Annotated in this window: 21 protein-coding genes; 2 read left to right on the top strand and 19 right to left on the bottom strand. The window is 64.3% G+C overall.

The annotated features are described in order from the left end of the window. Positions 1 to 2: 2 nt before the first annotated feature. The 10 genes from recA to G6N81_RS11475 all read right to left on the bottom strand — a co-directional run bounded on the left by recA (position 3) and on the right by G6N81_RS11475 (position 10136). Positions 3 to 1058: a recombinase RecA gene (gene recA / locus G6N81_RS11520; RefSeq protein ID WP_165137118.1), complete on the bottom strand. Its 1056-nt coding sequence runs from the start codon at positions 1056 to 1058 to the stop codon at positions 3 to 5. A gap of 249 nt (positions 1059 to 1307) precedes the next feature. After that, positions 1308 to 1526 (bottom strand): DUF3046 domain-containing protein, encoded by a 219-nt coding sequence (locus G6N81_RS11515; RefSeq protein ID WP_165137115.1) that lies wholly within the window; start codon positions 1524 to 1526, stop codon positions 1308 to 1310. 30 nt (positions 1527 to 1556) lie between these two features. Then, the gene (locus tag G6N81_RS11510; protein ID WP_165137112.1) at positions 1557 to 1868 is read right to left on the bottom strand and encodes a helix-turn-helix domain-containing protein; all 312 of its coding nucleotides are present in this window, start codon (positions 1866 to 1868) and stop codon (positions 1557 to 1559) included. A gap of 163 nt (positions 1869 to 2031) precedes the next feature. Further along, complete coding sequence (locus tag G6N81_RS11505) at positions 2032 to 2565, bottom strand: CinA family protein (protein ID WP_241244973.1); 534 nt, start codon at positions 2563 to 2565, stop codon at positions 2032 to 2034. Further along, positions 2562 to 3137: a CDP-diacylglycerol--glycerol-3-phosphate 3-phosphatidyltransferase gene (gene pgsA, locus G6N81_RS11500; protein ID WP_165137109.1), complete on the bottom strand. Its 576-nt coding sequence runs from the start codon at positions 3135 to 3137 to the stop codon at positions 2562 to 2564. Before pgsA ends, G6N81_RS11505 begins: the two co-directional genes overlap by 4 nt. Before the next feature lie 12 nt (positions 3138 to 3149). Beyond that, positions 3150 to 5969 (bottom strand): FtsK/SpoIIIE family DNA translocase, encoded by a 2820-nt coding sequence (locus G6N81_RS11495; protein WP_165137106.1) that lies wholly within the window; start codon positions 5967 to 5969, stop codon positions 3150 to 3152. Between the two features lie 139 nt (positions 5970 to 6108). After that, on the bottom strand, positions 6109 to 7785 hold the full coding sequence (locus G6N81_RS11490) for a ribonuclease J (RefSeq protein ID WP_165137103.1): 1677 nt from the start codon (positions 7783 to 7785) through the stop codon (positions 6109 to 6111). 34 nt (positions 7786 to 7819) lie between these two features. Beyond that, positions 7820 to 8797, bottom strand: coding sequence for a 4-hydroxy-tetrahydrodipicolinate synthase (gene dapA, locus G6N81_RS11485; protein ID WP_165137100.1), 978 nt, complete (start codon positions 8795 to 8797; stop codon positions 7820 to 7822). Positions 8798 to 8807: 10 nt separating this feature from the next. Continuing rightward, positions 8808 to 9317 carry a dihydrofolate reductase gene (locus tag G6N81_RS11480; RefSeq protein WP_165137097.1) on the bottom strand — a complete coding sequence of 170 codons (510 nt, stop codon included), beginning with the start codon at positions 9315 to 9317 and terminating at the stop codon, positions 8808 to 8810. A gap of 12 nt (positions 9318 to 9329) precedes the next feature. Then, positions 9330 to 10136: a thymidylate synthase gene (locus G6N81_RS11475; RefSeq protein WP_165137094.1), complete on the bottom strand. Its 807-nt coding sequence runs from the start codon at positions 10134 to 10136 to the stop codon at positions 9330 to 9332. A gap of 139 nt (positions 10137 to 10275) precedes the next feature. Between G6N81_RS11475 and G6N81_RS11470 the strand changes: the two genes are divergently transcribed. Next, positions 10276 to 10698 (top strand): OsmC family peroxiredoxin, encoded by a 423-nt coding sequence (locus tag G6N81_RS11470; protein ID WP_165137092.1) that lies wholly within the window; start codon positions 10276 to 10278, stop codon positions 10696 to 10698. A gap of 45 nt (positions 10699 to 10743) precedes the next feature. Here the strand turns inward: G6N81_RS11470 and G6N81_RS11465 are convergent, their stop codons facing one another. From G6N81_RS11465 to G6N81_RS11435, 7 genes are all read right to left on the bottom strand, one after another. After that, on the bottom strand, positions 10744 to 11196 hold the full coding sequence (locus tag G6N81_RS11465; protein ID WP_165137090.1) for a hypothetical protein: 453 nt from the start codon (positions 11194 to 11196) through the stop codon (positions 10744 to 10746). Further along, positions 11196 to 11999: a 4-hydroxy-tetrahydrodipicolinate reductase gene (locus tag G6N81_RS11460; RefSeq protein ID WP_165137088.1), complete on the bottom strand. Its 804-nt coding sequence runs from the start codon at positions 11997 to 11999 to the stop codon at positions 11196 to 11198. Before G6N81_RS11460 ends, G6N81_RS11465 begins: the two co-directional genes overlap by 1 nt. Positions 12000 to 12027: 28 nt before the next feature. Then, positions 12028 to 12630, bottom strand: a complete 603-nt coding sequence (locus G6N81_RS11455; protein ID WP_165137086.1) for a histidine phosphatase family protein — start codon at positions 12628 to 12630, stop codon at positions 12028 to 12030. Between the two features lie 160 nt (positions 12631 to 12790). Next, positions 12791 to 15460: a phosphoenolpyruvate carboxylase gene (locus G6N81_RS11450; protein ID WP_165137084.1), complete on the bottom strand. Its 2670-nt coding sequence runs from the start codon at positions 15458 to 15460 to the stop codon at positions 12791 to 12793. Positions 15461 to 15743: 283 nt separating this feature from the next. Next, positions 15744 to 16745: an aldo/keto reductase gene (locus tag G6N81_RS11445; protein WP_165137082.1), complete on the bottom strand. Its 1002-nt coding sequence runs from the start codon at positions 16743 to 16745 to the stop codon at positions 15744 to 15746. Positions 16746 to 16867: 122 nt separating this feature from the next. Next, positions 16868 to 19123, bottom strand: coding sequence for a polyribonucleotide nucleotidyltransferase (locus G6N81_RS11440; protein WP_165137080.1), 2256 nt, complete (start codon positions 19121 to 19123; stop codon positions 16868 to 16870). A 221-nt stretch (positions 19124 to 19344) separates the two neighbouring features. Continuing rightward, positions 19345 to 21342, bottom strand: a complete 1998-nt coding sequence (locus G6N81_RS11435) for a GDSL-type esterase/lipase family protein (protein ID WP_165137077.1) — start codon at positions 21340 to 21342, stop codon at positions 19345 to 19347. A 353-nt stretch (positions 21343 to 21695) separates the two neighbouring features. Between G6N81_RS11435 and G6N81_RS11430 the strand changes: the two genes are divergently transcribed. Beyond that, positions 21696 to 21875: a DUF5302 domain-containing protein gene (locus tag G6N81_RS11430; RefSeq protein WP_165137074.1), complete on the top strand. Its 180-nt coding sequence runs from the start codon at positions 21696 to 21698 to the stop codon at positions 21873 to 21875. A 2-nt stretch (positions 21876 to 21877) separates the two neighbouring features. On the opposite strand, the gene G6N81_RS11425 is transcribed toward G6N81_RS11430, so the two are convergent. Both G6N81_RS11425 and G6N81_RS11420 read right to left on the bottom strand, forming a co-directional pair. Next, the gene (locus G6N81_RS11425; protein WP_165137071.1) at positions 21878 to 22513 is read right to left on the bottom strand and encodes an FMN reductase; all 636 of its coding nucleotides are present in this window, start codon (positions 22511 to 22513) and stop codon (positions 21878 to 21880) included. Further along, positions 22510 to 23712 carry a CE1758 family FMN-dependent luciferase-like monooxygenase gene (locus tag G6N81_RS11420; RefSeq protein WP_165137920.1) on the bottom strand — a complete coding sequence of 401 codons (1203 nt, stop codon included), beginning with the start codon at positions 23710 to 23712 and terminating at the stop codon, positions 22510 to 22512. The genes G6N81_RS11425 and G6N81_RS11420 overlap by 4 nt, the downstream gene beginning before the upstream one ends. Positions 23713 to 23725: the final 13 nt, after the last annotated feature.

Genomic DNA, 23725 nt, shown 5'->3' with positions numbered 1-23725 from the left:
CCCTAGGCCGTACGACGCGCAGCGATGTCGTCAACCGGCGCCTCAACGACGGCGGTGGAATCCTCGAGCAGCCCCAGCTTGACCTTGATCTTGTTCTCGATGTCGAGAGCCACGTCGGTGTTCTCGATGAGGAAACGGCGAGCGTTCTCCTTACCCTGTCCGAGCTGGTCGCCGTCGTATGTGTACCACGAACCGGACTTCTTGACGATGCTGTGCTCAACGCCGAAGTCGATCAAAGAGCCCTCGCGGGAGATACCCGTTCCGTAAAGGATGTCGAACTCGGCCTGCTTGAACGGCGGCGCCATCTTGTTCTTAACGACCTTGACGCGGGTGCGGTTACCCACGGCCTCCGCGCCGTCTTTCATCGTCTCGATGCGACGAATGTCAAGGCGAACCGATGCGTAGAACTTGAGCGCCTTACCACCGGCGGTCGTTTCCGGCGAGCCGAAGAACACACCCACCTTCTCGCGTAGCTGGTTGATGAAGATCGCCGTTGTTTTGGTCTGGTTCAGACCGCCGGTGAGCTTACGAAGCGCCTGCGACATCAGGCGGGCCTGCAGGCCGACGTGAGCGTCACCCATCTCGCCCTCGATCTCGGCGCGGGGAACGAGCGCCGCAACCGAGTCGATGACCACGAGGTCAATGGCGCCCGAGCGAATCAGCATGTCGGCAATCTCGAGCGCCTGCTCTCCGGTGTCGGGCTGGGAGACGAGGAGCGAATCGATATCGACGCCCAGCTTCTTCGCGTACTCCGGGTCGAGCGCGTGCTCGGCATCGATGAATGCCGCGATGCCGCCGAGCGCCTGTGTGTTGGCGATCGCGTGAAGCGTGAGGGTGGTCTTACCCGATGACTCCGGACCGTAGATCTCGACGATACGACCACGGGGAAGCCCGCCAATACCCAACGCAACATCGAGCGCGATGGAGCCCGTTGGAATGACCTCGACGGGTGCGCGCTCATCGCTGCCAAGGCGCATGACCGTTCCCTTACCGAACTGCTTGTCGATCTGCGCGAGGGCGGTCTCCAGGACCTTGTCGCGATCTGCCGGTGCTGCCATGCTGGCTCCTTCTGTGCTCGTGTTCCGCCGCCCATAGGCTGTCGTGTTGCGCTCCGGCTGGAGCGCAATCTTCGACAGGGCGCGTGGCGTATGCCGTCTCTGACCACGTTACGAAGGACCCCTGACATTCGATGCCGAGGGCTCTGGATCAGTGGAGAAACAACTCATCAACCACGTGGGGAGAGCCTACTCCGAACCGAACGGATATTCGACAGCAATGCGCCGTGTCGCAAACAGCTCTTCGAACGCCTAGGCGCGCGGTTCTCGCAGTCCGGCTCCGTACCGGGCCGATTCAGGCAGATCGTTTTCTTCGCACAGCGCCTGCCAGATGCTGCGTGGCGGCACACCAGCGTTCAGCGCATCCGTCGCGGTCTGTCCGATTCCCGGAAGCACGAGGTCGTCGAGAATCCAATTGGCACGGGCACCAAAATGATCGTCGACTGCGCGCAAAAACTCGCTACGCCTCACCGTGCGCTCCGCGCAAACCGCCGAAGCACGTCAGCGAACGGACAACTGCGGCTCGACCTCGGCCACGAGCTCGTCGGGCACGACATCCGGGAAGGCGTTCTCGATACCCTCAAGAACCGCGAGGCGATCGCCAACGCGCCGCATCACGTGTGACATCGGCACCTCAAGTGCCTCGGCGACGGCGGCGAGAATCTCGCTCGACACTTCCTTCTGTCCGCGCTCAACCTCACTCAGGTACCCGAGCGCAACGCTCGCCTTACCGGCGACCTGTCGCAGCGTCTGGCCCTTCTGCTGGCGGAAATCGCGAAGCACTTCGCCGATCTCTTGACGCATCAGGATCATGGCGGCCCTCCCTCGCTTCGTGAACATCGTCAACCGAATATGTGTAACGACTCTAACAGCCGTTGGATACCCAGGTGAAGGGAATACCCCCGGATTCTGGGCAGTTTCGGCCAACGGATACACAGGTGAAACGCGACTCTCAGGGTTCTTATTCCCCGCGCCCTCAGGAAAGTTGGTCGAGCGCCAAACGAAGAGCCGCGGCAACCGACTGACGGCGGATCGCTGCCCGTCCGCCTGCGAACTCGTGCTGACGCGAAACCTCTCCGACGGGGCTCGACACCGCAACAAAAACTGTTCCGACCGGCTGGCCGTCCTGCGGCTCAGGGCCGGCGACTCCGGTGGTCGACATACCGACATCGGCGGGCCGCCCATCAACGCTGAGCAGCCGCCGCACACTGTATGCCATCTGCTGGGCAACCTCGGCATCTACCGCCCCTCGGCTTTCGAGAAGATCGGCGTCAACACCGAGGACGTCCCGTTTTATGGCGGTGTCGTATGCGATGACCCCACCACGCACGCTCGCCGATGCCCCGGCGATCTCGATCATTGCGGATGCAAGGAGACCGCCCGTGAGCGACTCTGCCGCCGCTATCCACCACCCGCGGTCACGCAACGCCTGCAGGAGAGCGGTAGCCAGGTACGTCAGTTCGTGCGTTTCGGCGCTTCCCGTGACCTCGTCTCCGGCGCGCGGACTCACGATGTCTTCTTCGCGCCCCGCACCTGGGCGATGATGTAGTCGATTCCGCTCGCGATCGTCAGAACAACGACGATCCACATCAGCACGAGAGTGATGAGCGCCCAGGCGTCGAAGCCGATCACGGGGTGAAGAGGAAGAAGCGCCCAAGAAAGCGCCACCCCCTGGACGGCCGTTTTGACCTTGCCCATCCACGCCGCCGCAACAACGTGGGTCTTTCGAACAAGAACCCTGTGTAGCGTGATGCCCCACTCCCGCACGAGGATGACGATGACCATCCACCACGGCATCTCCGCGAGGATGGCGAGCCCGACAAAGGCCAGACCCGTCAGAAGCTTGTCGGCAATCGGGTCCCACAGCTTGCCGAAGTCGCTGACGATCGAGTACTTGCGGGCGAGATAGCCATCGACCCAGTCGGTGGAGATTGCAATGATGAACAACACCGCGGCGACAACGCGCAACCCCAGGTGCGGACCACCAAAGGGGCCGGCGATCAGCAGGATCACAAAGAAGATCACGGCGAGCGGGATGCGCACGATCGTGATTACGTTCGGAAGTTGCGGGTGAATCGCCATGGCTGTCTCGTCTCAGTCGCGGTCGGTCAACTGCCAGGCGTCTTCATTGCCCTCGTCGTCCTCAACGGGGTATCCGTCGAACTGCGACTCGATCGGATCCGTATCGTAGCGATCGTCAGAGATGACCTCCGTCGGCTGGGCCGACGTTGGCATCACGGCTGTCGGTGCTGCCGCGGGCGCCGCGGAAGCCGCAGAAGGCGGCTCCTGACCCTTGAGCTGCGCCAGCACATCCGGGAGTTGTTCGGGAGTGACGAGCACATCGCGTGCTTTGGAGCCCTCGGAGGGGCCGACGATCTCGCGCGATTCGAGCAGGTCCATCAGTCGCCCCGCCTTCGCGAATCCCACGCGGAGCTTGCGCTGCAGCATGGATGTCGAGCCGAACTGGCTGGAGACGATGAGTTCGGCCGCTGCGAGAAGAACCTCGAGATCGTCGCCGATGTCCTCGTCGATCTCTTTTTTCGGAGCGTCGATCGCTTCGGCCACATCGGCGCGGTACTCGGGGCGCGCCTGGTGGGTGACGTGTTTGACCACGGAATCGATTTCGTCTTCCGTGACCCACGCGCCCTGCAGTCGGAACGGCTTCGTCGATCCCATCGGGGAGAACAGGGCGTCGCCCTGTCCGATCAGTTTGTCGGCACCGGGCGAATCGAGGATGACGCGCGAGTCGGTAACGCTGGTCACGGCGAAACCGAGACGGGAGGGAACATTGGCCTTGATGAGGCCCGTGACGACATCCACCGATGGGCGCTGCGTTGCGAGAACCAGGTGAATCCCCGAAGCACGCGCCAGCTGGGTGATGCGCACAATCGAGTCTTCGACGTCTCGCGGTGCCACCATCATCAGGTCGGCGAGCTCATCAACAACAACGAGCAGATACGGATACGGCTTCAGAACCCGTTCAGAGCCCGCTGGCAGCTGCACTTCGCCAGCGACGACGGCACGGTTGAAGTCGTCGATGTGGCGGTACCCGAACGATGCGAGGTCGTCGTATCGCATGTCCATCTCTTTCACCACCCACTGCAGCGCCTCGGCGGCCTTCTTGGGGTTGGTGATGATGGGCGTGATCAGATGAGGGACACCAGCGTAGGCCGTGAGCTCAACGCGCTTAGGGTCGACAAGCACCATGCGCACTTCGCTGGGCTTGGCCCGCATCAGCAGGCTGGTGATCATCGAGTTCACGAAGCTGGACTTACCGGATCCGGTTGAGCCGGCAACGAGAAGGTGGGGCATCTTCGCCAGGTTGGCGACGACGAATCCGCCCGAGACGTCCTTACCGACGCCAATCGTGAGGGGGTGGGTGGACTTCTGAGCGGCCGCGCTGCGGAGCACATCACCGAGTGCGACGGTCTCGCGGTCGATGTTCGGAATCTCGATTCCGATCGCGCTCTTTCCCGGAATCGGCGCAAGAATGCGCACGTCGTTCGAGGCGACGGCGTAGGAGATGTTGTTGGCCAGCTGGGTGATCTTCTCGACCTTGGTACCGTGACCAAGCTCGACCTCGTACTGCGTCACGGTGGGTCCGCGGGAGAACCCTGTGACGCTGGCGTTGACCTTGAACTGCTCGAAAACGCTTTCGATCTGGGTGACCATGCGGTCGTTCGCCTCGGACTTGACCACGGCGGGAGGACCCGCCGAGAGCTGCGAGGTGGAGGGAAGGATGTACGGCGCTTCTGGCGGCTGCGGTCCGCGCGCTCCGGGGCCGTCTGTTCCGAATCCGGAGATGCCACCGAATTCGTCGTCATCCGCCTCTGCCGCGGTGTCGTCCGACAGGCCGAAAACGGAGGGCCCCTCGTTTGCCGCTTCTCGGAGGCTTTGCAGCGCGGGGTCGTCAAGAACCTGCGTTGCCGCGTCGGTGAGTTCGTCCGCTGATTCGTCGGGCCCCGAGAGAACGACGGCCTGATCGTAGCCGCCGTCTTTCTGCTGGCTGAGAAGTTCGGTGAGCTGTTCCGGCGAAGTGACGGCATCGACGTCTTCTTCTCGGCCGGTTGAGTTTCGTCGCCACCACGGCAACTCATCCGCTCCGTCGAACAGTTCCTGATCCCTCTTTCGTCCGCGACCACGCTTCTTCGCAGGCTTCTCGGCAATCACTTCTGTCTGCGCATTCGAACTGTCGTTCGTGCGCGCCTCCTCGCCAAACATCCATGCGTAGAGGTCCCCGAATCGCTGTCCGATGCGATTGGGCGGAGTCTTCGTGATGATGAGAACGCTGAGCCCGACAAAGATGCCCAGCACGATGTATGCGCCGATGTCCGTGATGACGATCGCCAGGGGCTGCCCTGACATCCAGCCCAACAGCCCGCCAGCGGCCGACAGCGCCTCCATGCCGGCAGACGGCGATGGTGCCGCGAGTGCGACATGGCAGATCCCGGCGACGGCCACCGTGAACAGACCGAAACCGATTCCAACACGACCGTTGTCGTGAACGGAGGACGGATGACGGAACATCCAGCCGGCGAGCAGAACCAACATCACGGGAAAAACGAACGCCACGCGGCCGATGAACGCGCCGAAGGTATAGGCGCTGATCAACTCCGCCGGTTCGCTCGCGATGAAGAACCACTCGGTCACGGCTCCGGCTACGGCGAGCAAGACGAGCAGCGTCGGGAAGCCGTCGCGGCGATCGTCTTTGCTGAGCTCTTCCGAGCCGAAAGCGCGAAAGAGACCACCGACCGCGCGAGCCAGACCGTTCCACATCCGAACCGGCACGGCCGGCCCATCGATGTCGTCTGCGGGCTTCTTGGGCGCAGGCGCCTTTCGCGACGTCCCCTTCGAGGAGGAGCCGCTTCCGCTGTGCGCGTTCTTCTTGGGCGCGGGAGACGTACTGCGAGCCATACGTCCCACGGTACGCGCCAGCCCCGACAATCCGTGTGATGACGCGCGTAGTCCCAGGGGGCCGGAGACGAGCTCGTCCCCGTGCAGACCGAGGAAACGGTCTGCACGGGGACGATCGCAGCGAGCTTTTCCGGCCCGATCAGGTCTCGATGATCACCGGGACAATCATCGGGCGACGGCGCAGCGAACGGCTGACCCAGCTACCGATCGCGCGGCGCACTGCCTGCTTCAGAGCGTGGTTGTCGCGAACGCCCTTCTCAGCGGCCTCCTCGAGCGCCTTGACAATCTTCGGTTTGACCTTGTCGAAGACCCTGTCGTCCTCGGCAATGCCTCGCGCATGGATCTCGGGGCCGGAAACGATGGCACCCGTCTTCTTGTCGACGACGACGATGACCGAGACGAAGCCCTCTTCGCCGAGCACGCGGCGGTCTTTGAGGTCGGCGTCGGTGATCGTGCCAACAGACGAGCCGTCGACGTAGATGAAACCGATGTCGATCTGACCGGAGACCTTGACGTCGCCGTCCTTGAGGTCGACAACGGTGCCGTTCTCCGCGATCAGCGTGCGCGACGCCGGGATGCCCGACTTCTGCGCCAGCAGAGCGTTGGCCGTCAGGTGGCGGTACTCACCGTGCACCGGCAGGACGTTCTTCGGCTGGAGGATGTTGTAGCAGTACAGCAACTCACCCGCGGCCGCGTGACCAGACACGTGCACGCGTGCGTTCGCCTTGTGAACAACATTGGCGCCGAGCTTGGTCAGACCGTCGATAACGCGATAGACCGCATTCTCGTTTCCGGGGATGAGGCTCGAGGCAAGAATCACCGTGTCGCCGTCGCCCGGCTCGATCGCATGTTCCGCGTTGACCATGCGGCTCAGAACGGCCATCGGCTCACCCTGGGATCCGGTGGACATGTAGACGATCTCGTCGTTAGGGATATCGTGTGACTTCTTGTAGTCGACAAGCGCACCGGCGGGGATGTTGAGGTATCCGAGCTCCTGCGCAATCGTCATGTTGCGGACCATCGACCGCCCCAGGAGCGCGACGCGGCGGCCGTTGGCGTGGGCGGCATCGACAACCTGCTGGACGCGGTGGACGTGGCTGGAGAAGCTCGCGACGATGACGCGGCCCGGCGTTTTCGCCATGACCTGCTCGATCACGGGACCAATATCAGCTTCGGTCGGCGTGAATCCCGGAACATCGGCGTTCGTGGAGTCCGGGAGGAAGAGGTCAATGCCCTCTTCACCGAGACGTGCGAAGGCGCGCAGATCCGTGAGGCGACCGTCCAGAGGCAGCTGGTCCATCTTGAAGTCGCCCGTGTGCAGCACAAGGCCGGCCTCGGTGCGGATACCGATGGCGAGAGCATCGGGAATCGAGTGGTTCACCGCAATGAACTCGAGATCGAACGGGCCGACCTGGGCGCGCTCGTTCTCGCGAACGACGATCGTCTTGGGCGTAATGCGGTGCTCTTTGAGCTTGGCCGTGACAAGTGCCAGCGTCAGCTTCGATCCATAGATCGGGATGTCCTGGCGCATCCGGAGCAGATACGGAACGGCGCCAATGTGGTCTTCGTGGCCGTGGGTGAGAACGACCGCGACGATGTCGTCCAGGCGCCCCTTCAGAGACGACATATCGGGAAGGATCAGGTCGACGCCGGGCTGGTGCTCCTCGGGGAAGAGCACACCGCAGTCGACGATGAGCAGCTTGCCGCCGAACTCGTAGACGGCCATGTTGCGGCCGACCTCACCGAGGCCGCCGAGCGGGGTGACGCGCAGGGCGCCGGCCTCGAGGGCAGGGGGATCGAAAAGTGGTGTGGACATTGTGCCTTTCTGCGCTGTTCGCGCAGGACGGCCGTCACCGAGTTGTGCCGGAGACCCTGGGAAGGGCTCCACCCGCGGCCGCGTTGCGGTCGGGGCGGAAGTTCGAGAAGTCCACGCCGTCGACTCCGCTCACGAGGGCGAGTTCGTCCTCAATAATGGCGGCTTCCCATTCCTCGGGGCCAACGAGCGGCAAGCGCACGCGGGGGCTCGAGATACGGCCGAGGCCGTGCAGGATGTACTTGGCGGAGACCGTGCCCGGGACGTGCGTCATCACGGCGCGCACGAGAGGCTCGAGCTTCTTATGCTGTTCGGTGGCGGATGCGAGGTCGCCGCGGTTCACCGCGTCGACGATGGTGCGATAAGGGCCGGCGGCGATATTCGCCGTGACGCCGATGAGGCCCGAGGCGCCGATGGACAGATGGGGCAACGCATTTGCATCGTCGCCAGAGAAATACAGCAGGTCGGTCTGATTGAGCACCCGACTGACCTCGCTGAAGTCGCCCTTGGCGTCCTTCACCGCGAGAATGTTCGGGTGCTTCGCCAGGCGCAACATCGTTGCGTACTGGATCGGAACGCCCGTGCGTCCGGGGATGTCATACAGAATCACCGGAAGATCGGTGGAATCCGCGATGAGCCGGAAGTGGGTGAGGATGCCCGCCTGCGTTGGCTTGTTGTAGTACGGCGTGACGATCATGATGCCGTCGGCGCCCGCCCGCTCGCTCTTTTGATAGAGGTCGATGGCGTGGGCGGTTTCGTTGGAGCCACCGCCGGTGATGATCTTCGCGCGTCCGCCGGAAACGCTCCGGCCAACCTCGACCAGCTTGAGCTTCTCGGCATCAGTCAGGGTCGAGGTCTCCCCTGTTGTCCCCGTGACGACGATGCCGTCAGCGCCCGACGTGATCACGTCGTCGATGTGCTTCTCCGTGGCTTTCCAGTCCACTTCGCCATCTGCCGTCATCGGAGTGACGAGCGCGACGAGAACCTGGCCGAACGGATTGGCGGGCGCATTCATGCCCACCAGGTTATCCCCTGCGCGTGTACACGCGGAACCGATAGCGGGTTCCGGTGCGACTTTCCAGCCAACCGTCGTCTTCTTCGGGCCACGAGGCGTGCTGTTCCCAGGCCTCGCCGATCGCGGGAGCATGGGTGTCGCCATCAACGTCGAGGTCGATGTCCGTCACCCAGAGTTCGTCCGCCAGATCCATCGCCTGGCGGTAGATCTCACCGCCACCGATCACCCACACCTCATCGTCATAGACACGGGCACGAACGATCGCCTGCTCGAGCGTCGCCGCCGTTTCGGCCCCCGGCGCCTCGTAGTCGGCGTCTCGCGTAATCACGACGTTGGGGCGTTCGGGGAGCGGGCGAAGATGATCCGGGAACGCCTCCCAGGTGCGCCGCCCCATGATGACCGGAAGCGACACGGTGGCCCGTTTGAAGAACGCCATGTCCTCCGGAACGTGCCAGAGCATCCCGCCGTCGTCGCCGATCGCGCCCGACGGCGCCTGAGCCCAAATGCTACGGATGGTCATGGCGTCAGTCTGTCAGACCGCGACCGGCGCCTTAATGCCCGGGTGGTGTTCGTAGCCGATGAGCTCGAAGTCGTCGAGCTCATAAGAAAAGATGTCGGCGGCCTGGCGGATGCGGAGCGTCGGATACGGATAGGCCTCACGCGCCAGCTGCGTCCGCACCTGTTCCGTGTGGTTGTCGTAGACGTGGCAGTCGCCGCCCGTCCAGACGAAGTCCCCCGGTTCCAGACCAGCCTGCTGGGCCATCATCATGGTCAGCATCGCGTAACTGGCGATATTGAACGGGACCCCGAGGAACATGTCGGCGGATCGCTGGTACAGCTGACAGCTCAGGCGGCCGTCGGCGACATAGAACTGGAACATCGCGTGGCAGGGCGGCAATGCCATCTGCGAAACCTCGGACGGATTCCATGCCGTGACGAGCATACGTCGTGAATCGGGTGTGTCCCGCAGCTGCTCGACCACCTGAGCAATCTGGTCAATGTGCTGCCCGTCGGGCGTCGGCCACGATCGCCACTGCACGCCGTACACGGGCCCCAGATCGCCGTTTTCATCGGCCCACTCGTCCCAGATCGTGACACCGCGTTCTTGCAGCCACCGCACATTGGAGTCACCGCGAAGAAACCACAGCAATTCGAGCGCCACGGACCGAAAATGCACCCGCTTCGTCGTGAGAAGGGGGAAGCCTTTTTGCAGGTCATAACGAATCTGACGACCGAACACGCTCCGCGTACCGGTTCCCGTCCGATCAGACTTGTGAGTTCCAGTTTCGAGAACCTCGCGCACGAGGTCCTCGTAAGGCGTCGGGATCGCGTCCGTCATGTACACAGGCTAAGCACTGTGGAGCTGTGATGGCGAAGTGACACGAATTCGGCGTGGCAGAGTCGAACTGTTCCCCCAGAGCCCGCCCGTCGATAAGCTGGCCAGGACCCACCCCCTCACGATCTGGAGGATCCACACGATGTCTGTGACAAGCGAAGCAAGCACCATCTGGACGGGAACCCTCACCGAGGGTTCGGGAACCGTCACACCGGCGTCCGGAATCGGAACCTTCGGAGTGGATTGGAAGGCCCGGAGCAACGGCTCCGACTCCACCACGACTCCCGAAGAGCTCATCGCCGCCGCGCACTCATCGTGCTTCGGCATGGCGTTCTCGAACGCGCTGACGGAGAACGGAACCCCTCCCGAGAAGATCAACACGACGGCATCGGTGACGTTCGTGCCCGGTACCGGCGTCACGGGAAGCCACCTCAACGTTTCCGCCGTCGTGCCGGGGCTCGATGATGAGAAGTTCCAGGAGCTCGCGAACGCTGCCAAGGCTGGCTGCCCCATCTCGCAGGCACTCGCCGGAATCGACATCACGATCGAAGCGACCCTCGACTAAGAACGGCGATGGCCTCGGCTCCCTGCGGGGGGCCGAGGCCATTTTTTACGCCGAGCGCTCGAGGCGCATCGCCTTGCGTGCCGTCTCGCGAGCCCGTCTCCTGTCACCAGCTGCGTCATACAAAATGCTGAGGCGGAACCAGTTCCGCCAGTCATCCGGGCTGGCCTGCGCCGCCTCGCGGTAGGCGGGGAACAGCGCGTCAGCCTCGCCGCGCACAACGCGCCCCGACGGAGTGAGCGCAACCTGCTCGTTCGGGAGAAGCCCCTCTTCGCCCAGGCGCTTGGACAGTTGCTCCGCGCGATATCCGAACCACAACTCTCGCAGCAACGCCCACCCGCCGAGCAGCGGAAAGACGATCATCGCGCCACCCATCACGGCGGCAACCGGCTCTCCTCTCTCGAACCCCGTCGCGAGCAGGGCGATTGACCGCCCGCCGAGCAACCAGACGTACAGCGCGAAAACCGCGGCCATCACGGCGACGGCGATCTTCATGCGCATCAGACGCCCGTCGAGCGAGCGACCTGGCCGCCGACGCCATCCTCGGCAACGGGGCGCGACGGCTGATGCTGCGCCGAACCGATGCCAATCTCGATGAAGGTTTCCAGCCCCACCTGAACACCGGAGGCGGCGGTGGCCGCGTCGAGGGCGATCCGAATACCAGGGCCGTAGGCATCGGCCGGTTCGATCGTATCGTGGACAATAGCGAGCGACTCACCGGGCCCGGACAGAATCGTCTCCTGTTTGGCGATCACGCCGGGGCGACGCAGCGAGTGGACAGGAACGCTGGAGACCTGCTGGCCGCGAGCGCGCTGATCCGCGCGCGGCGCTTCCACGGGCGTCGACCGGGACGCCCCGATCAACTCTGCTGTTCGCACGGCGGTTCCGGATGGCGAATCCACCTTTGTGTCCCGATGCGCCTCGATGATCTCCGCAAAGGGGAAAAACGGTGCAGCGGCCGCCGCGAGTGCCGAGCCCAGCACCGAGCCGAGCGAGAAGTTCGGAATGAAAACGGCTCCGGTTCCGGCCGCGTCGACAAGCGGACGCACGAGCGCGATGCGCTCGGAAGACCAGCCGCTGGTTCCGACCAGCACGTTGATTCCACGCTCTGTTGCGGCGCGGACGATCTCGATGCTGACGGACGGTGTTGACGCATCGACGACGAGGTCGGCGCCGTCCATCTCTGACAGCGCGCTCGATGACCCCAGCACCGCATGCACCTCGTAGTCGGGGTGGGCTTCCACGACGTCGCGGATGATGCCGCCCAGCTTTCCGGTTCCGCCTACGAGAGCCACTTTCGTCATAGACCCATCCTATGACGTGGGCAGAGCATCAGACCGGCGGGGCTTCCGGGAGGCCGGTTCGAATCTCGAACGGGAGATGAGCGACGTCGTTGTGCGAGACGAGGCTCCACGGACGCCCCTTCTTTTGCGCAAGAACCGTCAGCCCGCAGTGCGCCTGGTTCAACGTCATCCAGCGCCATTCCTCAGCCCCGAGCACTTCGCGCACGAACCATGAAATGACGAAGTTGTGCGTGATGAGAAGCTCGTGCACATCGCCTTGTTTGCGCGTCAAGAACTCGCCAACGGCATCGGCCATCTGCGCTTGACCCGCTTCGATTTCATCGTCACTAATCGAGCCGAAGAACGGCTCGAAAACCGCCGGAGTCTCTTCTGTCATGCCCGTTGGCACACAGTCGAAGAGCAACGCGTTCGGCTGAGGATCAATCGCGGGCATGCGCTCGGCGAGAATCTTCGCCGTCTCATGCGCCCGCACAAGCGGCGAGTGCCACACGCTATCGAACGGCACCCCCGAAATGCGATCGGCGAGCAGACCGGCTTGTCGCACACCACGCGGTGAGAGAGGGCCGTCTTCCAGGCCATGCTCCGCGTGCTGGTGCTCACCGTGTCGGACGAGGTAGATGTAGTGCGTCACAGCCGTTCACTTCGTCGAGGTGCATGGGCACACGGAACCGATCGGGCACCGTAGCTCTTCCACCATATCGGAGACGGCGACAATCGGCTCCCGCCATTCGGCGGACATCGCCCCGCGACGTGCGGCCGAACGCGATGATCGTCGGCCGCACGTCACGGCATCAGCCCGTGTTCTGCAGACCAGCGGCAACACCGGAAACGGCGAGAAGCAACAGCCGCTGCTGTCCTGGATCCGCCGGCTCATCGCTGGGAGCGTCGCGCAGAGCGCGCAGAGCGCGCAACTGCAGAAGGGAGAGCGCGTCCACGTAGGGGCTGCGCAGCTTCACAGCCCGCTGAAGAACGGGCTTGTTGGCGATCAAGCCATCACCGCCGACGATGCGAACAACCCACTCACGTGTCAGAGCCATCTCATCGAGAACGAGGGCCGCGAGGTCGTCACGATCCCCGAGCGCCAGATACTGGCGCGCAATTCGATCGTCCGTCTTCGCCAGGCTCATGCCGACGTTGTCGATCATGGTGCGGAAGAGCGGCCAGTTTTCGTAAGCGCCGCGCAAGCGTTCGAGATCGCCGACGGCATCGAGAGCCGTGCCGAGGCCGAACCAGCCGGCCAGGTTGATGCGCGCCTGCGTCCACGCGAACACCCAGGGAATCGCCCGGAGATCTTCCAAGGACTCGACGGACAACCCGCGGCGGGCAGGACGCGAGCCCAGAGCAAGCAGGCCCACCTCTTCCATCGGGGTGACCGTTGCGAACCACGGCGCGAACCCTGGTGCGCGAACGAGGTCGAAGAAGCGCGCGCGGGACGTTGTTTCCATCTGCTGCGCGATATCGGCGTACTGCTCGGCCGCCGTGCGGTTGCGCTGTTCGTTCGACGGCGCCGAGGCCGTGAGAATCGCCGCCGCCACCTGGTCGATGTGGCGCTGGGCGATATCGGCGTCGCCGTACCGGGCGAAGATGACCTCGCCCTGCTCCGTGAGCTTGAAGCGGCCGTCGACGGAGTGCGGCGGCTGGGCGAGAATCGCGCTGTTTGCCGGGCCACCACCGCGGCCAAGCGCACCGCCGCGACCGTGGAAGAGGGTCAGCTCGATGCCGGATTCCTTGGCCCACTCGGCGATATCCGCCTGCGCCTCGTACAGCGCAAGGGTCGCTGCCACGGGTCCGACGTCCTTCGACGAGTCGGAGTAGCCGAGCATCACCTCGAGCCGGTTCCCCGTCGCCTGGAGTCGCGACGCGAAGTCGCCGTGGCCGACAACCTCCGCCAAAATCGCGGGAGCAGCCTGCAGATCGGCGAACGTTTCGAACAGCGGAATCACGTCGAGAACCGGCGGTGTGCCGTCCTCACCAACGGCGTAGCGCGCGAGGCGGTGCACGGTGAGGAGGTCGTCAACAGACCGCGTAAACGAGACGATGTATCGCCCAGCCGCGCGCGGGCCGAAGCGCTCCTGCACATAGGAGATCGTCCGGAAGACCTCCAGAACCTCTTCTGTGAGCTCGCTGCGCGGCCCACCCGCATCCAGCTCAGCCAGCGCCTTTGCGTGGACGGCGGAGTGCTGTCGCACCTCGAGCTCGGCGAGGTGGAATCCGAAGGTCTCCACCTGCCAGATGAGTTCCTGCAGCTGACCGTATGCCTGGCGCGATGCGCCTGCCGCGATCAACGAGTCCTGAACGATACGCAGATCGCCGAGGAGGTCCTCAGGGTCGCGGTAGGCGAGATCAGCATCACGCGTGCGGGTCGCGGCAATCTTGCGCGCCAGCAAAAGGATGGTGCGACGGTGCGGCTCTTCTGGTGAGCGCTTGGCCACGTCAGCCGCGGCATCCTCGTCAGCGCTGCGCAAACGCGCCCACAGCGCGGTCAACCCGTCGCTGGGGGGTGTCACGGACGCATCGAGCGTCAGGCCCCGGCCAACGCGTTGGGCGGCGCGCTCCAGGCCGAGCAAAACGTGTTCGCTGGCGATGGCAGCAGCCTTGCGGCTGACCTTTGCGGTGACAAAGGGGTTGCCGTCGCGGTCACCGCCGACCCAGCTTCCCACCCGCACGAAGGGAGAAACGATCGGCTCACGCGATCCAGCAGCGTCGCCCTGAAGCGCATCATCGACGCGGCGATATACCTCGGGAACGGAGGTGAAGAGTGTGTCGTCGAAGACCGCCATCACGGCGCGGACCTCGTCGGTCGGCGACGGCTTCTCGGTACGAATGGGCGCCGTGCGCCACAGCGTGTCGATCTCTTCCAGGACGAGGCGGCGGACGCGACGCTCGGCGGAACCGCCGACGGGCGCCGCAGAGATCTCGTCGACGAGCGACGACAGGCGCCGAATGCTCGTCGAAACGGCACGGCGGCGAGCCTCGGTCGGATGGGCCGTGAACACGGGGTGGAAGCGAACAGCGCGCAGGCGTTCGAGGGCCGCTTCGTCACCGATCTCATCGGCCAGCCCGGCGTACGCTCCGACGATCGTTCCCCGCGGGTCGCGTGTGGACTCGCCGTCGCGCTCGCGGAGAACGCGCACACGGTGGCGCTCCTCGGCCAAGTTCACGAGGTGGAAGTAGCACGTGAAGGCGCGGGTCACCTCGTCTGCCCGGGCAACGGAAAACTCATCGGCAATCGCCGCGGCGCGGTCGAATGCCTCGGGCGATGGGTCGGTATATGCGTGGATCGTTGCGACGCGGAGACGCTCAACGTCCTCGTACAGGCCGTCGGAGCCGCTCTCACGCAGCGCTTGACCAAGAAGAGAGCCCAGCAGGCGCACATCTGCACGCATCTGCTCGGGGATCTCCTGCTCGGCTTCTAGCCGCCCGACAACGTCGAGAACCTCAGTGGGAGTGGGATCGTGCATACCCCTAACGCTATCGAGTTTTCGAGGGGTCTTCGTCACACGTCGACCTCTGACGCCCTCGCACGGCTCTCACACGCACCCGCCGAGCACACCACCCGTGTGACGCATGCCATTTCCGGAACGTCCGCTCGCCTGTCCACAAAGACGCCGATTCTGCCCTGCGACCGGGCGTTCCGACGTGCGTCAGTGTTCGCTGTGCGGACACGTTCACCACGCCGAGTGTCCGATCACGGAGTCTTCGTGATCCGAAGTCACGATTCGTCACACCGCTCGTGGCCGGAGGCTACGTTGCTGACATCGTCGCGATGTGCGCCCGGTTCAGACGCCCACCGATACCGTGAACGATCTCCTCAACGTGGCGCGGAGCGAAAGCGTCGACGACCGGTGCCGTGACGCCCTCCTGTGCCGCGACCCAGGCAAACGCCGTGGCAGCAAGGCTCAGTCCCGTTGCGGACGACACCCGCTCGAGCACGCGTGTGACTTTGTCACGCCGCAAAAACGATCCGCGCCAGCGCCGCGGCGCCTGGCCGACGAGGAAGCGACGTGGAACGGCATTCGTCGGCGTCGTCGCAACACCCTGCGGAATCGTGACGTACCGCGTGAAACTTTCGTAGTCTTCGCGGTCAGTCAGGCTGTACGGATCGTCAATCAGGTCGATCCGCGGATAGCCAGAGGACGAGAGCATGCGCGCTTGCATCAGCTGTGTCGCATCGAGGCCATGCGCGCCGATGGCGCGAACCAACCCGCGGTCCTGAAGCGCCTCGGCTGCTCCCAACGCCCCCTCCAGACGGCCATACACATCGGATTCCGCGGAGGCGTCGAGGACGAGCACGTCGATCCGGTCCGTGTTGAGCCGCCGAAGGCTGGCCTCAACCGCCGTTGTCAGGCCGACGCCGATCCCCCTGTCATCGGGGTGACCTCCGACGCGCGAGATCACCATCATGTCGTCACGGACGCCGCGGACGCGCATCCAGGTACCCACGTGTTCCTCGGCGATGCCCGCGCCGAACGCGGCGCTGGTGTGAACGGCATTTCCGCCCAGTTCCACGTACCGGTCAAGAACCGAGCTCGTCGCGCGCGGACCGATCGTCGTGCCGAACTCGCGCGAACCCAGGACGAACGGAAAAACCTCGATGTTCGATCCGCCCAGCCGCGTACGGGCTCCGGGCCCGACGACCGGCCCGATTTCCGGCAACGGTGCAGACGGGTGTGGCGGCAGCCGATCGCTATTCGCGTGATCTCCGCTGTCGCTCGTCCGCGGTATAGAAGCGTCGATATCCATCATTCCCCCACCTCCATTCAACCCGAGAACCAAAATTCCGCAGGCGAGAGGCGATTACGGTTCGGTCACGAAGACAAGAAGAGCCCGGTTGCGCGAACGCAACCGGGCTCTTCAGACGACGAGGATTAGGCCTCTGCGGGCGCTTCCTCAGCGGCTTCGCCACCGTTGTCGTCGACGAGCTCGAGCGAGAGCTTGCCGCGGTCATCGACCTTCGAGATCTTCACGAGGATCTTCTGGCCAACGCTGACAACGTCTTCGATGTTCTCGACGCGCTTTCCGTCATTGAGCTTGCGCAGCTCCGTGACATGCAGCAGGCCGTCCTTGCCAGGAAGGAGCGAAACGAAAACGCCGAACTTCGCGATGTTGACGGCCGTACCGAGGTACTGCTCGCCCACCTCGGGGTTGGTCGGGTTCGCGATCGCGTTGACCTGTGCACGTGCAGCCTCGGCCGAGGGACCGTCAACAGCACCGATGTACACGGTGCCGTCGTCCTCGATCGAAATCGTGGCGCCGGTCTCGTCCTGGATGCCGTTGATCGTCTTGCCCTTGGGGCCGATCAGCTCACCGATCTTGTCGACGGGGATCTGGACGCTGATGACACGCGGCGCGGTGGGCGCCATCTCGTCGGGAGCGTCGATCGCCGCGTTCAGGACGTCGAGGATGCGCAAGCGCGCGTCCTTCGCCTGCGTCAGCGCGCCAGAAAGGACCTCGGTGGGGATGCCGTCGAGCTTCGTGTCCAGCTGAAGAGCCGTAACGAACTCGCTGGTTCCCGCGACCTTGAAGTCCATGTCGCCGAGAGCGTCCTCTGCTCCGAGGATGTCGGTGAGAGCCGCGTAACGCGTCTCTCCATCGACCTCCTCCGAAACCAGGCCCATGGCAATACCCGCGACCGGGGCGCGCAGCGGCACACCAGCGTTGAGCAGAGACAGGGTGGACGCGCACACAGAGCCCATCGACGTCGAGCCGTTCGAGCTCAGCGCCTCGGAGACCTGGCGAATGGCGTAGGGGAACTCCTCGCGTGCCGGCAGAACCGGAACCAGCGCGCGCTCCGCAAGGAAGCCGTGGCCGATCTCGCGACGCTTCGGGCTTCCGACGCGACCCGTCTCACCCGTCGAGTAGGGCGGGAAGTTGTAGTGGTGCATGTAGCGCTTGCTCGTCGTGGGCGACAGCGAGTCGATCTGCTGCTCCAGCTTGAGCATGTTTAGCGTGGTGACGCCCATGATCTGGGTCTCTCCGCGCTGGAAGATGGCCGAACCGTGGACGCGAGGAATAACCTGCACCTCGGCGTCGAGCGCGCGGATGTCTGCGACACCACGGCCGTCGATACGAGCGCCATCGGTGAGGATACGGCCACGAACGATGTCCTTCGTGACCGACTTCCATGCTGCCGAGAACTCGCCAAGAGCGGACTCGGGCAGCTCGCCGGCCGCGACCTTAGCCGTCACCGTCTCCTTGACGCTGGCCTTGAGCGCGTCATCAGCGTTCTGACGCTCGACCTTGTCAGCGATCGTGTAGATACGGCTGAGCTCGTCGAAGGCAGCGCCGCGCACGACGTCCAGCGTCTCGGGAGCGTACGCCGGGAACGTCGGGAACTCGAGAGGCTCCTTCGTGGACTGCGCCGCCATTTCGGCCTGCGCAGCAGCGAGCTGCTTGATGAAGGGCTTAGCCGCCTCAAGACCGCCGGCGACAACCTCTTCGTTCGGCTTGACAGCGCCGCTCTTGATGAGGTTCCAGCTACCCTCTGTTGCTTCAGCCTCGACCATCATGATGGCGACCTCGCCATTGTCCAGAACGCGTCCGGCAACCATGAGATCGAAGACAGCCTGGTCGACCTGCTCGGCGTTGGGGAACGCCACCCACTGGTCGTCGGTCTGGCCCATACCGGGGATCAGCGCGAGGCGAACGGCGGCGATCGGACCGGAGAACGGCAGACCCGAGATCTGCGTCGACGCCGATGCGGCGTTGATGGCGAGGGCGTCGTAGTACTCGCCGGGCGCAATCGACAGAACCGTGACGACAACCTGGACCTCGTTGCGCAGGCCAGAAACGAACGACGGGCGCAGCGGGCGGTCGATGAGACGGCACACGAGAATCGCCTCGGTGGAGGGACGACCCTCGCGGCGGAAGAACGAGCCGGGGATCTTGCCGGCAGCGTATGAGCGCTCCTCGACGTCGACCGTCAGCGGGAAGAAGTCGAAGCCCTCGCGGGGGTGCTTACCAGCCGATGTTGCCGACAGCAACATCGTCTCTTCGTCGAGGTACGCGGCAACCGCGCCCTGTGCCTGCTGCGCGAGGCGACCGGTCTCGAAGCGAATCGTGCGAGTTCCGAAGCGACCGTTGTCGAGAACGGTCTCAGCGGCAGTGATTTCAGGACCTTCCAAAAGGTCTCTCCTTACGTGTCATCCGCGCATGGGCGCGGGACGAAGGAGCAAGAGCCGGGAGTTAACTGCTGGCCACCAGGAGAAATCCACCGGACGCCCGGGAGACCACTTCTAGGGACCAGCTCCTTGGACCTGCTCCGCGATCTTATTGAATTGTGACTTTCAGCCTATCAGCGGCGGCTCGAAAAGCCCGGAGAGCCCCGATATGCGCGGGCGAGCGGCTATGCGAGAGGCGGAGGGACATCTTGTCCCTCGCGCGCGCTGTCTCGGCGCCTCCCGGGCACAACCACATAATCCGCATGTTTGGCGGAGAGTCCGTCTCCCGCTGTTCGCCCGTGCAGGCGACGCCAGACCCAGGGCAGTGCGTGGGCCGTGAGCCACGGCGCGGGCGGCGCCTGATCGTCATCATCGCGGTGCAAGGCATCGTCGAGGTCGCTGAGGACAACGGCGTCGGGAATGCCGAGGATCTCGGCGGCGCGATACGACAACAGGCGGTGACCACGCGATCGCAGGTGCACTCGGTCGTCCGCAAACATCTCCACACTGCTCAGCTCGGGGAGCGCTTCGGCGTCCACGAGGAAGGCGCCGTGCTCGCGGGCGATTCGCCGCAGCTCGTGCGCGAACGTGCCGAATCGCTTGGCGAAAACCCGCGCGGCGGGCCGGCGCGGCAAGAACGGCGTTACGAGCAGCACATCGGCACCCGTGCGCCGAACCGCCGCGACGTTCGCTTCCAGCTCGGCCGCGGCTTCGCGGGCATCGGCGAGGTGGCCAATGAGATCATTCGACCCCATGAAAATCGCGACAAGATCAGGCTGAAGTGCAATCGCCGCCGGAACCTGCTCGTCCGTGAGGTCACGAATTCGGCGGCTGCGCACGGCGAGATTGGCGTACCGGAAGTCTTCTCCCGACGCCTCGGCAAGCATTGTCGCGAGGCGATCCGCCCAGCCGCGGAGCTGACCGTTCGCCATTCGAGAGGTATCGTTCAGCCCCTCCGTCAGCGAGTCACCGAGCGCAACGAATCGCCGCCACGTCGGTCGCTTCGTTGCACGCACCGGTGAGGCAGGTCTCGTGATCGAGCGTGCCATGAGGCTCGCATCGAACGCGCGAAGACGCGTCGCCTCTGCATAGTGATCGAGCAGCTGTTGAGTGAGGGCGAGCCACGTCCGACTGCTCACACTCGCACGAGCCGCTGCCCCGAAGGAACGGCGTTTTGCCTCGTCGCCAAGCAGGTCCTGGACGCGCACGCGCATATCGTCCAGATCCCCCGGCGCATAAAGCCACCCGTCGATCGAACTCCTCACGAGATCTACCGGACCGCCGGCGCCGGTTGCCACCACGGGAACACCGCTGGAGAGGGCTTCTTGCACGGTTTGGCAGAAGGTCTCGGACTCACCGGGGTGCACGAAAACGTCGAAGCTGGCGAGTGCCGTGCCGAGCGCGTCTCCCGAAAGGAACCCCGCGAAGTGTGCGCCGGGCAGTTCCCTCTCAAGGCGTGCGCGCTCGGGGCCGTCTCCGACGATGACGAGCCGAGCGCCGTCGATATCGTTCAGCGCTCGTAGGTCCTCCACCTGCTTTTCGGGAGCGAGACGCCCCACGTAGCCGATGATTTTCTGGCTCGGTGCGATGCTCTGTCGCCACGCGGCGTCGCGGCGCTCCGGCGCGAAACGTTCGGCATCGACGCCCCGCCCCCACCGCCACATTCGGTCAACCTCAAGCGCGGCGAGTTGTTTCTCAGCGGTAGTTGAGGGAACCAGCGACATCGTGGCACGACGATGCAGGCGCGCCACGTGTGCCTCCGCCAGCGCGGCAACAGCAGGAACGCCGTATTTCGCGGTGTAGGCAATGATGTCGGTCTGGTAGATCGCAACGGTGGGAAGCCCCAAGCCATCCGCTGCGATGAGGCCCTGCCACCCGAGAATCGCGGGCGAGGCCAAGTGGACGACGTCGGGTCGGAAGGTCGAGAGAATCTTCTTCAGCTGCGCAACGGGGGCAAGAGCCACGCGCACGTCCGGATAGCTCGGCAATGCGACCGACGCCAGGAGTGCCGTGTCCCGGGGCATATCGACACCGGCGACCGTGTCGGGCTGCCCGGGGGCTTTGGGAGCAACAACGAGAACGTCGTGCCCCATCTGCTCGAGGTGGTGCACAACCTGGAGGACAGAGTTCGTGACCCCGTTCATGTGGGGCAGGAACGATTCGGCGACAATCGCGACGCGCATGACCTCAGAATGCCCGGGAACCGCACGCGACCTGGGAAAAGTCGACATCTATTCGCTCGTTGTTCACGAAAAGTGGTGTCTCAACACCGTGCAGCCGCACGGTGTTCACTCACGAGGGGAGGGGCCCGTCGGCTGCGAACGACGGGCCCCTCGAAGACTCTCACGCGGTCGACCAGGTGACGACACGATCCACGCTGTTGAGTAAGGTCAGCCTAACCTAATTACACGCGAAAGCCAAAGGCATTCCGAGGCTCGGTCATGTGCCACACTGCTCAACGGCATCACGGCCCGTTCCCTTCGCACAACCGCGCGAACACCACCATTCGCTCCTCGACGGAGACTAGGCTGGCGCCATGAGTGCAGATAACGAAGGCTCGTCACCCAGCGACGAGATGAAAAAGAAGTTCCGAGAAGCGCTCGCGAAAAAGAACGCGAAAAGCCGTGGCGGCGAGGCCCACCTCGACGGCGACTCGGCCATCCAGGAAACCCACGCTGCCCACACGCAGCGCCAGTTCCGCCGCAAGAGCGGATAACGCTACGGCGCAAGCAGGTCCGCGAAGGATCCGTTGCCACCGAGATACGTCTCTGGGGAATACGGGTCCGAGCGGGTCGTGGGCTGCGCGCCGACGATCCGATCAGCCAGCTCCGCCGCTCCCCTGTCGACGCGCTTCTGGAGCGGCGCGACGCGATCTGCTCCGCTGCCCCAGTCATCACTCGCCGCAAAGACCCCCGTCGAAACAGGCTCGGCATGCAGGTACGTGAAGAGCGGACGCATCGCATAATCGATCGCGAGCGAGTGACGCGGCGTGCCGGCCGTCGCGCCGAGAAGAACCGGCGTGCCAACGAGAGCCTCCCGGTCTAGCACGTCAATCCAGCTCTTGAACAAGCCCGAGTAGCTGGTCGAGAAAATCGGGCTCACCGCGATCAGGGCGTCCGCGTTCTCCACCCGATCGTTCAGCGTCGCGAGAGGCGTCGGAGCAAAGCCCGTCAGCATCGCGTTCATCACGTCGCTAGCGACGTCGCGGAGTTCGAACACGCGAACCGTGGCGCCAACGCCGCGCTCATGAAGCTGGCGAATAGCAGACGAAGCGAGCCTGTCGGCGAGCATGCGCGTCGACGAGGGCTCGGAGAGTCCGGCAGAAACGACGACGATACTCTTCGTCTCGGTCATTTTTCGGCCGCCGCTCCGAATGTCGACCCGCCGGCTGGCGGCACTACGGCATCCTGATAGGGAGAACCTCCCGTGACGTTATCGCCGCGGTTGGCGCGAGGTCGCGCCTCTCGGACCGGCCCATCACCGAACGCCGCCGCCACCCGCGCCGCGTGTGTCGGAGCATCCGGCACATTCGTGGGACGCCCCTTCGCCAATTCCCTGCGCAAGACGGGGACGACATCCTGTCCGAGAAAGTCGATCTGCTCCAGCACCGTCTTCAACGGAAGCCCTGCGTGGTCAATCAGGAAGAGCTGTCGCTGATAGTCGCCGTAGTGATCGCGCATCGCCGCGTACCGGTCGATGACCTGCTGGGGCGAGCCGACCGTCAGCGGCGTCATTTCCGTGAAGTCCTCCATGGACGGGCCATTGCCGTAAACGGGCGCCGCGTTGAAGTACGGACGGAACTGAGACACCGCGTCCTGAGAGTTCTTCGCCATGAACGCCTGCCCGCCCAGGCCGACGATGGCCTGAGCCTGCGTGCCATGTCCGTAGTGCGCATAGCGCTGGCGGTACAGGGAGATGAGCCGCTGATAGTGCTCCTTGGGCCAGAAGATGTTATTCGCGAAGAAGCCATCGCCGTAGTACGCCGCCTGTTCGGCGATCTCGGGCGTGCGTATCGACCCATGCCAGACGAAGGGAGCAATCCCGTCGAGCGGGCGCGGAGTCGAGGTGAAGCCGGTCAGCGGCGTGCGGAACTTCCCCTCCCAGTCCACGACGTCTTCATCCCAGAGCTTGCGGAGCAGGGCGTAGTTCTCGATCGCGAGGGGAAGTCCCTGGCGGATGTCTTGGCCGAACCACGGATACACGGGTCCGGTGTTCCCCCGCCCCATCACGAGGTCGACGCGCCCGCCCGCGAGAACCTGCAGCATCGCGTAGTCTTCAGCGATCTTGACGGGGTCGTTCGTTGTGATGAGCGTCGTCGACGTGGAGAGGATGATTCGCTCCGTTTGGGCAGCGATGTACGCCAGCGTCGTCGTCGGGGAGGACGAGAAGAACGGCGGGTTGTGATGCTCGCCGATCGCGAACACGTCCAGCCCCGCTTCTTCAGCATGGGTGGCGATCGTCACGATGTCTCGAATGCGCTCTGCCTCGCTCGGCGTATACCCCGTGACGGGGTTGCGCGTGATGTCACTGACAGAGAAGAGTCCGAACTGCATTCCCATCGATGTT

The organism is Microbacterium amylolyticum (assembly GCF_011046975.1).
GTDB lineage: Bacteria > Actinomycetota > Actinomycetes > Actinomycetales > Microbacteriaceae > Microbacterium > Microbacterium amylolyticum.
This window is presented reverse-complemented; position numbering and strand designations above follow the sequence as displayed.